Raw genomic sequence first — 10,037 nt, forward strand, 5'->3', positions numbered from 1 at the left:
CTCACAAGATCATTGCCGCGTCCCTCGATTTGATCTTGACCCGGTGCTACGTTGATCTGACTGTCCGTCAGGTTTCCGTGGTGACCGGCGTTCGTGTACCTCCCGTCGGTCTCTGCACGCGCGCCCCCAGGAGGTGCCGTGGACTTCGAACTGACTCCCGACCAGCGCTCTTTTGCCGAAGAAGTGGAGCGCTTCCTCAACGAGAACCAAGATCCCGAGGTGTTCGACGTCACCCGGGAGAACATGGCCCAGATCGTCGACACCCCTGCCCGCCGCGCCTTCATGCGCAAGATCGCCGACCGCGGATGGCTCGGCATCACCTGGCCCGAGGAATGGGGCGGCCAGGACGGCGACGGCATCTACGAGTACGTGCTCAACGAGGCCCTCGCCGGCCGCGGCGGCCCGCAGATCGGCAAGGGCGTCGGCATCATCGGCAAGACCCTCCTCGCGGTGGGCAGCGACAAGCTCAAGGCCGAGTTCCTGCCCAAGATCCTCCGCAACGAGGTCGAGTTCGCGGTCGGCTACAGCGAGCCCGAGGCCGGCTCGGACGCCGCGTCCATGAAGCTCCGCGCGGTCCGCGACGAAGGCCGCGGCGGCTGGGTGCTCAACGGCCAGAAGACCTGGACCACCTCGGCGCACTTCGCCGAGTGGTACTGGGTCGGCGCCCGAACCGACCCCGACGCCCCCAAGCACTACGGCATCACGCTGTTCCTGGTGCCGCTGGACCACCCGCAGATCACCATCCGCGGCATCTGGACCATGGGCGACGAGCGCACCAACGACGTGTTCTTCGACGACGTCTTCGTCTCCGACGACTACGTGGTCGGCGAGCTCAACAAGGGCTTCCAGTACATATCCCAGGCCCTGGACCTCGAGCGCTTCACGATGTTCTCCTTCGCGCCCATCGCGCAGCGCCTCGACCTGCTCACCGACTACGTCAAGGGCGCGACGCGCGACGACGAGCCGATGAGCGCCGACCCCGTCGTCCGGCAGAAGATGGCCACGCTGGCCACCGAGGCCGAGGTCGCCCGGCTGCTCGGCCTGCGGGTCGTGGCCGCCGCGGAGAAGGGCGGCGCGCCGCCCACCACCGAGGCGTCCGAGTACAAGCTGTACGCCACCGAGCTGTCCAAGCGGCTCGCGAACGCCTCGATGGACCTCGGCGGGCCCGGCGCCCAGCTGAAGGTAGGCACCGAGGAGGCCCCGATGAAGGGACGCGCCGAGTCGACGTACCGCTACACGGTGCTCGACACCATCGGCGGCGGCACTTCCGAGGTGCAGAAGAACATCCTGTCCCGTCGCAAGCTCGGCCTCCCGAAGAACTTCTGACGGAGACCTGGACCCCGATGGGCAGCGAGCTCCTCGAAGGCGTCACCGTTCTGGATCTCGCGAGTGTGGGCCCCGCGGCCCGCGCCTCGCGCTGGCTCGCCGACTACGGCGCGGACGTGGTGAAGGTCGGCCCCGTCCCCGCGAAGAGCGGCGTGCAGATCGCTCCTCCCTTCTTCTCGTACAGCGCACACCGCCGCATGAAGCGGGTCCTGCTCGACATCAAGGCGCCGGACGGCCGCGACGCGTTCCTCGCGCTCGCCGCCAAGGCCGACGTGGTGATCGAGAGCTTCCGGCCCGGCGTGGTGGACCGGCTCGGCATCGGGTACGCGGCCGTCTCGGCGGTCAACCCGGGCGTCGTGTACTGCTCGACCTCCGGGTTCGGTCAGTCCGGACCCAAGTCGCAGCACGCCGGCCACGACCTGAACTATCTGGGCACCGGCGGCTTCCTGCACCTGACCGGCAAGGACGGCGACGGCCGGCCGCCCATCCCGGGCGCCACGGTCGCGGACAGCGCGGGCGGTGGCATGCACGCCGTCATCGCGGTCCTCGCCGCCCTCCTGCACCGGCAGCAGGACGGCCTCGGCCGGCACCTCGACGTGTCGGTCGCGGACGGCGTCCTGGCCCTGATGGCCCTGTCGGTGGACGAGCACCTCGCCACCGGCGCGGACGTCGAGGTCGGCTCCAACCTGCTGCTCGGCCGCTACGCCTGCTACGACAACTACCAGGCAGCGGACGGCAAATGGCTCGCCGTCGCGTCGATCGAGCCGCGCTTCTGGGCCAATCTGTGCAAGCTGCTCGGCCTGGAAAAGTGGACCCGGCACCAGAACGACGACGCGGTCCAGGACGACATCCGGCGCGACATGGCCGCGGTGTTCCGCACCAAGGACCGCGACACCTGGGTGGCCGAGCTCGCCCCGGCCGACACCTGCGTCTCCGCGGTGCTCTCCATCCCGGAGCTGGTCGCGGACGAGCAGTTCGCGGCGCGCGGCGCGTTCGCCACCGCAAAGCACCCCACGCACGGCACGTTCCGGCAGATCGGCGCGGTGCTGGCCGGCATGGTCCCGGCCGAGGACCCGTACCTGGTACGCGAGTCGGACGTCACCGACACCGACGAACTGCTCGCCGCGGCCGGCTTCGCCGCCGACCGCATCACCGCACTACGCGACGAAGGAGTGGTGGCGTGACAGACACACCCCAGGCACCGCTGGACGACACCCTCCCCGAGGACGTCGCGGCACTCATCGGCGCCATCCAGTACGAGAAGACCGCCGCGTTCCCGGTCGAGCAGGGCTACGTGTGGACCAGCTGCGCGTCGGTCTTCAACGCGAACCCCATCTACTGGGACGCCAAGGTCGCGGACGACATCACCGGCGGGCCCATCTCCCCGCCGAGCCTGATCTCCGCGTACGCCCGGCCGCACTACTGGGCGCCCGGTGCGGAGGGCGAACAGCTGTCCCTCCAGGTGCACTTCGACCTCAAGAAGCGCCTCGGCCTGCCCGAGGCGATCATGACCGACAACACCAACGTCTTCTACGAGCCGGTCCGCATCGGCGACTACGTGACGTCCCGCCAGGTGCTCAAGTCGGTCAGCGGCGAGAAGCGCACCAAGCTCGGCATCGGCCGCTTCTGGGTCATCGACGTCGAGTACCACAACCAGAACGGCGACCTGCTGGGCACCGAGTCGTACACCGGCTACGGCTACCGCCGGGAGGCAACCGCATGACCACCACCGCCACCCCGCTGACCCTCGACCAGGTCAAGGTCGGCGACACCCTCCCGGAGCTGTCCCACGACGTCACCGCCACCACGGTGATCCTCGGCGCGCTCGCGTCGCGCGACTGGCGGCCCATGCACCACGACTACAAGTTCGCGGTGGAACGCCAGGGCGTGCAGGACATCTTCCTCAACACCCCCAACCAGGGCGCCTGGTTCGAGCGGTACCTCACCGACTGGACCGGCCCCACCGGGCGCATCGGCCGGGTCGTCTTCCGGATGACCTCACCGGTCTTCCCGGGCGACACGATGGTCTACAACGCCACGGTCACCGGCGTCGAGACCGACGAGCACGGCTGCGGCTGGGTGAAGCTCGACGTCTCGCTCACCGTGGACGGCAAGCCCAAGACCACCTGCGAGGCACGCGTGGCCGTGCCGACCGCGGCCGATGACAACCCCTGGGACCGGCGCGGCGAGCGCTGGGCCCCGTGACGCGGGAGGGCCTTCGATGGACCTGACATTCAGCGAGGAGCAGGAAGTCCTCCGCGACACCGTGCGCGGCCTCGCCGCGCGCCACGCCGACCTGAGCGTGGTGCGGGCGATGGAGGAGGACGAGAAGGGCTACCCGGCGGGCTTCTGGGCCAAGCTCGGCGAGAGCGGCCTGGTGGGCCTGACCATCCCCGAGAAGTGGGGCGGGTCGCAGATGTCCATGCTGGACGCGGTCGTCGTCTACGACGAACTCGGCCGCGCCCTGTCCCCGTCGCCGCACTTCGCCAGCTCGGTCATGGCCGGCGGCGTCCTCACCGCGGCGGGCACCGACGAGCAGCGCCAGGAGTGGCTGCCGAAGATCGCCGACGGCTCCGCCGTGGTCACCACCGCCTGGGTCGAACCCGACCGCGGCTACGGCCCCAAGGGCGTCGCCCTGACCGCCGCCCGCGACGGCGACGGCTGGGTGCTGTCCGGCGTCAAGCGCCACGTCCCGTACGCGAACTCCGCGGACCGCATCCTGGTCCTCGCCCGCACCGGCACCGGAGCCGAGGACATCACGCTCTTCCTCCTCGACCCCACCGCCGCCGGCGTCACCCTGACCGCCCAGCGCACGGTCGCCTCCGACACGCAGCACCGCCTCGACCTGGACGGCGTCCGCGTCGGCCCGGACGCGGTGGTCGGCAACGTCGACGGCGGCTGGCCCGTGTGGTCCGAGGTCCTGCACGACGGCATCATCCTCCTGGCCGCCCTCGCGGTCGGCGGCGCCCGCCGCGTCCTGGAGATCACCGTCGACTACGCCAAGACCCGGCAGCAGTTCGACAAGCCCCTGGGCGCCTTCCAGGCCATCGCGCACAACCTCTCGGACGCGGTCACCGCCGTCGACGGCGCCGAGACCCTGGTCTGGGAAGCCGCCTGGGCCCGCGACAACGGCCGCGACGTCGCCAAGCTGGCCCCGATGGCCAAGCTCTTCGCCTGCAAGACGTACCGCGAGGTCTCGGACCTGGCGGTCCACGTCCACGGCGGCATGGGCTTCACCGTCGAATGCGACGTCCAGCTCTTCTTCCGCCGCGCGAAGTCCCTGCAGCTGAACTGGTGGGACGACCGCTACCTGGAAGAACTGATCGCCAAGCAGATCCTGGACGCGTAACACTCCCGAAGGGGCCCGGCCGACCGAGCCGGGCCCCTTCGGCGTTCTCGCGATATCCACATCTGCACCAGTATGGATATACGCAGCGAGATATACGGGAGTGGATATGGCCAGGACTGTCATCGATATCGACGACCGGCTGCTGAGACTTGCCGCCGCCGAGCTCGGCACGTCCACCAAGAAGGACACCGTGAACGAGGCCCTGCGCCAGGCCGCCGCCCGCGCAGCGCAGCGGCGCATCAAGCAGATGGCCAAGGCCGGAGCCTTCGACGAACTCCTGGACCCCGAGTTCGAGGGACGCGTCTGGGAATGAGCTTCCTTGCCGACAAGAGCGCCTTCGTACGGGTCGGCCTGCCTTTGGTCGAGTCCGTCTGGGACGACTGGGTGGACGCCGGAGAGATCCGCCTCTGCCAGGTGACCAAAGCCGAGATCCTCTACTCGGCGCGATCCTGGGCGGATTTCGAGATCCTGGAGGACACTCTCGAAGCCGGGTTCCCGCACGCTCGGATGCCCGACGATGCCTGGTCGTCGATCGCGGACACCCAACGTCAGCTCGCCCGCATCGGCCACCATCGGGGACCGGGCATCGCCGACCTGCTCATCGCGGCCTGCGCCCGCTTCCACGGCCTGACCGTGCTGCACTATGACGCGGACTTCGACACGATCGCCAAGGTGACCGGCCAACCGACCCAGTGGCTGAGCCCTCCCGGCAGCCTCTGACCCCGGCGGCAGGAGGAATCATGGACGCCTCGGACTGGGTGAGCAGCTCGATGCCCTACGTGGCTCCGCAACGCGGATCCGGCTCGGATGCGTGGGCCGCCGAGGCCGCAGCGGCCGGGCGGCGGGGCACCCAACGGATCCTGCACGCCGGTGAGGTGGCCGCCCCTGCCGAAGTGGCCGAGCTGCTCGGCCAGTCGGGGACGGACAAGGTCGTCGTCCGCAGGCGTCTCATGCTCTTGGACGACGAACCCTGCGAGGTGACCGACACCTATTACCCGGCCGCCATCGCCGGCGGCACGCAGCTCGCCGCCACCGCAAAGATCCGCGGCGGCGCGATCTCGCTGCTGGCCGAACTCGGTCATGTCGGCACGCACATCCGCGAAGACGTCACAGCGCGCCTCCCCTCGGCCGAGGAACGGGCCGCTCTCGCTCTGGACCGCCATTCGCCCGTGCTCTGCCTGACACGAACCACCCTGGACCGGGACGGCCGAGCGATCCAGGTGGACCTGATGGTCATGCCGGCGCACCGTCAGCGCCTGCGCTACGAGATGGGGCTCGGCTGACCGCGACGGCCACGTGGCCAGGTGCTCCTGCTCGACAGGGAACTGGTCGAGGTATCTCCGGCGGCCGATCGAGGTGGCCACGATGATCAAGCCGGGGACGCGCGGCAACATCGTGATCAACAAGAGCAGCGGGAAGTGCCTGGAGATCGAGGACTCGTCGCTCTCCAACGGCGCGCGGGCTCAGCAGTGGGACTGCAAGCACCAGGACGGCTCGAACTGGTACGTGCCGTGGGACACCGTGTGACGTAGCGGACGCGGGCGGCCGTCGCGGGCTTGCGGCGGCCGCCTGGTGGCTCAGAGGTCCCGGCCGTGCTCTTCCTGGAGGAAGGTCCCGGCCAGTTTGAGGAAGATCCGCAGGTCCGGGATGTCGCTGATCTTGACCACGCGCCAGGCCATCCATCCGCCCTTCTTGAGGATCTTGATCTCGCCGAAGTTCTGCCGGATTTCCTTCACTTCGGACCACGGCAGCACCTCGCGCGGGGTGAGGATGCCGGCCTCGCAGGCGATGCCCGCCCGGGTCAGGGTCAGGATGCCGAAGCGGAGGTCCTCGCCGGCGCGGAAGGCCGCCATCCGGTTGCGGACGCGGGCCCGCGAGGAGATCTCGGCCAGCCGTTCGCCGAGGTCCTCGACGTCCGGGAACCGGTCGGTCAGCACCACCGAGCCGCCGTCCATGAGGCGGACGGTGTACTCGTGTTCGTCGTAGTTCTGGTCCCGGTGCCGGACGACGCGGGTCTCGACGCCGATCATGCGGGCTTCGGGGACGATCTCCATCCGGCTCGGCGTCACGTACACGAACCCGGAGTCGAAGACGTAGACCCACTGCCGGCATTCGCGCAGCACCACGACCGTCTTCCAGAACAGGCCGATGGCGCCGCCCACCCCGCCGACGAGGACGACCACGAGGATGTCCTTGAGCGGGGCCTGGGTGGCGCCGTACACCCCGCCGGCGAGCATGCCCGCGAAGACGAGCGCGGCGAAGCCGTCCGCGGTCTGGTACTCGGCTTTGTATTCGCCGTAGTAGCGCCCCATCTGCATGGCGTCCGCCGCCTCGCTGACCCGCGGCGGCGGTTGCGAACGTCCTCCGGTGGTATGCATACGGAATTCGTAGCGGGGCGGCGGGGCGGCGGCCATACAAACGGTGTTCAGGGCTGACGGGACGCGTTCACGATTGCGGTGAACAACTCATCAGGCGTGGCACGTCCATGAGTTCGGGTCGCTGTAGTCGGAGAACCTGCTCACCGCAGGGGTGACCGAGTACAGCAGCGCGCAGGCCGCCTGGCTGTCGATGCCCCGGGTGCCGTTGCAGTACCAGGCGTAGACCGTGTCGCGGACCTGCACCGCCCGCCCGTAGCCGGCCTTGCGGCAGTACGCGTCGAAGTCGAGGCGGCCCAATTCCCGGGTGACCGACCAGCATTCGATGCTGCCGGGGTCGGAGAAGTCGGCGATGCGGTCGATGGCCCGTTCGTCGCCGTACGACCACATGCAGACGTCCTGCGCGGCAGGCGCCGGCGGCTCGCCCTTCGGGTCGGTGCAGTGCCAGTCGTACGCGGTGGACCCGGACACCGCGGTGCCGCGGCCTGCCGCCTCGCAGTAGCCGGCGAAGTCGGGGGCGCCGAGGAAGACCGCGGGCGTGCCGGCGGTCGCCGCGGAATCGTCCCCGCCGTCGCCGTCGAGTACGAGCAGCACGGCGGTGAGCGCGACCGCCGCGCCGGCCATGGCCGCGGCGAGGCGGCGGCCGAGGCCGCGTGCGGGGATGAAGGCGTAGCGCGCGCTGTGCCGGTCGGCGGAGGCCGGGGATGTCGGCACGAACGGAGCGAGTGCGGCGGGCTGTTCGACCGGCTCCAGCACCGTGGCCGAGACGGCCGGGACCACCGAGACGTCCGGCACCACGGACACGACCGGCTCGGCCGGCTCGGTGAGTTCGGTCCCGTTGCGGCGTGCCGCGTCCAGCTCGCCCCAGCGCGCCTCCCAGTCGGCGACGTCCCCGCCGCAGGCGGCCACGTAGGCCCGGGTCACTTCGAGCGTGGGCAGCGCCCGGCCGTTCGCGGCGGTGGAGATCGCGCCGCTGGAAAGATAGGCGCGGGAAGCGAGTTGGCGGACCGTCAGGCCCGCATCGCGGCGCAGCGCGGCCAGGTCGTACGCGAACGCAGCCAACGGCCCGGCTTCCGGATCGAGTTCGCGACCCGGACGGCCGGTTTTGCCGGGGACTTCGTGCACCGCGGCGTTCCTCTCTGCATCAGGCTGCGTCACGCGCGGCAGGACCACGAGTTGGCGTCGAAGAAGTTCTGGAACCGGCTGACCACCGGAGTGGTTTCGTACAGCAGCGCGCACGCGTGCTGGGTGTTGATGCCGACACCTCCGGTACAGGACCAGGCGTACGCGTGATCGCCGTTCCGGTCCGCTCCCACGTAGCCCATCGCCCGGCAGTAGGCGGGGAAGTCGATCGGCCCGAGGATGCGGGTGGAACGCCAGCACTCCCAGGTGTACGCGTCGAAGAAGTTCTCGAGCCGGTTGGTCATGGGCGTGTCCGGATACGTCCACTCGCAGACGTCCTGGACGTCGTTGCCGATGGCGTCGACCTGTTCGGTGCAGCGCCAGCCGTAGGCGCGGTACTCGGGGTACTTGAGCACGGAAGTGCCCTGACCGGTCGCGCGGCAGTAGCCGTCGAAGTCGGGGCGGCCCAGGTACTTCGCCGTGGACGCCGGCGACGTCGATGGAGTGGCAGAGGACGTGCCCGGAGCCGGAGTCGCGGGCGAACCACTGCTCGGCGAACCACTGGTCGACGGGGCGGTGGTCCGCGATGCCGCGGCCGTGGCCGGGACTTGGGCCGGTGTGCCGTGCCCCGGCGCAGTCGTCTTCGCCGGGGTCCGGCCCGCCGGCTTGGTCGGCGTCTTGGTCGGTTTCCGGGTCGGCGGCCTCGTCGGCGTCCTGGCCGTGGACTTGGGTGACTTCGGTTTGGTCGTCGGCTTCCCCGTCGGGGTCTTCGTGCTGCGCGGCGGCGGCTGAGGCGCCTTGGTCGCTGTCGGGCCCTGCGTCGCCACGGCCATCGGGGCCCCCGAAGTCCCCACCGGCAGCGGCACCGTCCCCTGGGTGGCTGCGACCACCTCGGGCTTTACCGGCTGCATGGTCCCGAAGCCCTGGTCGGTGACCGTACGCACGGGCCGCCGCCCGCCGCCCGGCTGCGGCGACAGCAGCGCGAACGGCAGCGCCACCGCCAGCACCCCGACCGCGAACGCCACCGGAACACCTCGGCTGCCGCGTCTCGGCACCCATACACGTACGCGCACGACGCCTCACTCCCCCGCAGGATCGGCCCCGGTCCGCCGACCGGCCGCCCCAGCATGATGCAAGCGCCCACCTGACGGCCAGCATCGGGCAGTTCCCGCAGGTCGCGGCCGTTACCCCTTGAAGGGTCCGATGATGATCACTAAGCTCCCCGCTCCCATAGCCCGCACACGGCGGATGCGCGCGAGGGGGGCCGCTGTGGTCGAAAGGGTCCGGTACACCGGCCAGGTGGGCACCGTCGGCTTCTATGTCATGGGGCTGTTTCTCATGGGCCTGGGCCTCGGCTTGTACTTCATCAGCGCACTGCTCGGGGCGCTGATCTTCGGGAACGCGTTCCTGCTGGGCGGGCTCTGGGTGATCGTCCGCGGGCCGCGGACCGCCCTGACCGCGGACTCGGGCGGGTTCGTGCTGCACACGATGGTCCGGTCTTCGTCCATGCCATGGTGCCAAGTGGCGGATCTGAGCATCGGCGTCCTGGCCGAGCAGAACGGCGCCAGGAGTTACGGTGTGCTCGCGCACCTGAACAGCGGTCGGAACCTCGGCCTTGGGCCCACCTCGGGGCACCGCTGGACTGCGAACAGCCGCGACCGGCTCACCCATCGGCTGCACGAATTGCTGACGTTGCGTGCGTCGCACCGCTGTGCGGGCGAGTGCCGCCCCGAGTACTGGTTCACCGGGTCTACACCGCGAGTGCCAGACGTACCGTCCAAGCCTGAAGTCCAGGCACGACGTCCAAGCCCGAAACGCCGCGGACGGCCCACCCGGGCGGCGCGCGGGCGGCCCCGGCGGGCAGC

Annotated in this window: 13 protein-coding genes and 1 pseudogene; 11 read left to right on the plus strand and 3 right to left on the minus strand. The window is 70.1% G+C overall.

Translation table 11 applies throughout. The features are described from left to right. Window positions 1-138: 138 nt before the first annotated feature. From LZ495_RS14320 to LZ495_RS14360, 9 genes are all read left to right on the plus strand, one after another. On the plus strand, window positions 139-1,326 hold the full coding sequence (locus LZ495_RS14320; protein WP_235052546.1) for an acyl-CoA dehydrogenase family protein: 1,188 nt from the start codon (window positions 139-141) through the stop codon (window positions 1,324-1,326). A 17-nt stretch (window positions 1,327-1,343) separates the two neighbouring features. Next, window positions 1,344-2,510 (plus strand): CaiB/BaiF CoA transferase family protein, encoded by a 1,167-nt coding sequence (locus tag LZ495_RS14325; protein ID WP_235052547.1) that lies wholly within the window; start codon window positions 1,344-1,346, stop codon window positions 2,508-2,510. Then, window positions 2,507-3,049 carry an FAS1-like dehydratase domain-containing protein gene (locus tag LZ495_RS14330; protein ID WP_235052548.1) on the plus strand — a complete coding sequence of 181 codons (543 nt, stop codon included), beginning with the start codon at window positions 2,507-2,509 and terminating at the stop codon, window positions 3,047-3,049. Before LZ495_RS14325 ends, LZ495_RS14330 begins: the two co-directional genes overlap by 4 nt. Then, window positions 3,046-3,531 (plus strand): hotdog family protein, encoded by a 486-nt coding sequence (locus tag LZ495_RS14335; RefSeq protein ID WP_235052549.1) that lies wholly within the window; start codon window positions 3,046-3,048, stop codon window positions 3,529-3,531. Before LZ495_RS14330 ends, LZ495_RS14335 begins: the two co-directional genes overlap by 4 nt. 16 nt (window positions 3,532-3,547) lie before the next feature. Next, a complete protein-coding gene (locus tag LZ495_RS14340) occupies window positions 3,548-4,675 on the plus strand; it encodes an acyl-CoA dehydrogenase family protein (RefSeq protein WP_235052550.1) in 1,128 nt (375 codons plus the stop codon). 106 nt (window positions 4,676-4,781) lie between these two features. Further along, entirely contained in the window at window positions 4,782-4,988 is a 207-nt protein-coding gene (locus tag LZ495_RS14345; RefSeq protein ID WP_235052551.1) for a type II toxin-antitoxin system VapB family antitoxin, read from the plus strand. Continuing rightward, the gene (locus LZ495_RS14350) at window positions 4,985-5,395 is read left to right on the plus strand and encodes a PIN domain nuclease (RefSeq protein ID WP_235052552.1); all 411 of its coding nucleotides are present in this window, start codon (window positions 4,985-4,987) and stop codon (window positions 5,393-5,395) included. Before LZ495_RS14345 ends, LZ495_RS14350 begins: the two co-directional genes overlap by 4 nt. A 20-nt stretch (window positions 5,396-5,415) precedes the next feature. Further along, window positions 5,416-5,958, plus strand: a complete 543-nt coding sequence (locus LZ495_RS14355; protein WP_235052553.1) for a GntR family transcriptional regulator — start codon at window positions 5,416-5,418, stop codon at window positions 5,956-5,958. 82 nt (window positions 5,959-6,040) lie between these two features. After that, entirely contained in the window at window positions 6,041-6,202 is a 162-nt protein-coding gene (locus tag LZ495_RS14360; protein ID WP_235052554.1) for an RICIN domain-containing protein, read from the plus strand. A gap of 50 nt (window positions 6,203-6,252) precedes the next feature. Here the strand turns inward: LZ495_RS14360 and LZ495_RS14365 are convergent, their stop codons facing one another. From LZ495_RS14365 to LZ495_RS44835, 3 genes are all read right to left on the minus strand, one after another. Next, a complete protein-coding gene (locus LZ495_RS14365) occupies window positions 6,253-7,053 on the minus strand; it encodes a DUF6585 family protein (RefSeq protein ID WP_235052555.1) in 801 nt (266 codons plus the stop codon). Window positions 7,054-7,143: 90 nt separating this feature from the next. Continuing rightward, window positions 7,144-8,175, minus strand: coding sequence for a helix-turn-helix domain-containing protein (locus LZ495_RS44830; protein ID WP_235052556.1), 1,032 nt, complete (start codon window positions 8,173-8,175; stop codon window positions 7,144-7,146). A 29-nt stretch (window positions 8,176-8,204) separates the two neighbouring features. Continuing rightward, window positions 8,205-8,588, minus strand: a complete 384-nt coding sequence (locus tag LZ495_RS44835; protein WP_235052557.1) for a hypothetical protein — start codon at window positions 8,586-8,588, stop codon at window positions 8,205-8,207. Window positions 8,589-8,652: 64 nt separating this feature from the next. On the opposite strand from LZ495_RS44835, the gene LZ495_RS44840 reads away from it, so the two are divergent. Both LZ495_RS44840 and LZ495_RS14385 read left to right on the plus strand, forming a co-directional pair. Next, a complete protein-coding gene (locus LZ495_RS44840; RefSeq protein WP_235052558.1) occupies window positions 8,653-8,964 on the plus strand; it encodes a hypothetical protein in 312 nt (103 codons plus the stop codon). Between the two features lie 477 nt (window positions 8,965-9,441). Next, window positions 9,442-10,037: pseudogene (locus tag LZ495_RS14385) on the plus strand (hypothetical protein); the annotation flags it as partial.

Origin of the sequence: Yinghuangia soli (genome assembly GCF_021502675.1) — a bacterium.
GTDB classification, from domain to species: Bacteria; Actinomycetota; Actinomycetes; order Streptomycetales; family Streptomycetaceae; genus Yinghuangia; species Yinghuangia soli.

What these genes read in the sequence shown, in the direction of transcription:
- LZ495_RS14365 (WP_235052555.1), bottom strand. Translation starts at nt 7,053, where the DNA reads ATGCATACCACCGGAGGACGTTCGCAACCGCCGCCGCGGGTCAGCGAG.
- LZ495_RS14360 (WP_235052554.1), top strand. Translation starts at nt 6,041, where the DNA reads ATGATCAAGCCGGGGACGCGCGGCAACATCGTGATCAACAAGAGCAGC.
- LZ495_RS14345 (WP_235052551.1), top strand. Translation starts at nt 4,782, where the DNA reads ATGGCCAGGACTGTCATCGATATCGACGACCGGCTGCTGAGACTTGCC.
- LZ495_RS14340 (WP_235052550.1), top strand. Translation starts at nt 3,548, where the DNA reads ATGGACCTGACATTCAGCGAGGAGCAGGAAGTCCTCCGCGACACCGTG.
- LZ495_RS14350 (WP_235052552.1), top strand. Translation starts at nt 4,985, where the DNA reads ATGAGCTTCCTTGCCGACAAGAGCGCCTTCGTACGGGTCGGCCTGCCT.
- LZ495_RS14325 (WP_235052547.1), top strand. Translation starts at nt 1,344, where the DNA reads ATGGGCAGCGAGCTCCTCGAAGGCGTCACCGTTCTGGATCTCGCGAGT.
- LZ495_RS14335 (WP_235052549.1), top strand. Translation starts at nt 3,046, where the DNA reads ATGACCACCACCGCCACCCCGCTGACCCTCGACCAGGTCAAGGTCGGC.
- LZ495_RS14355 (WP_235052553.1), top strand. Translation starts at nt 5,416, where the DNA reads ATGGACGCCTCGGACTGGGTGAGCAGCTCGATGCCCTACGTGGCTCCG.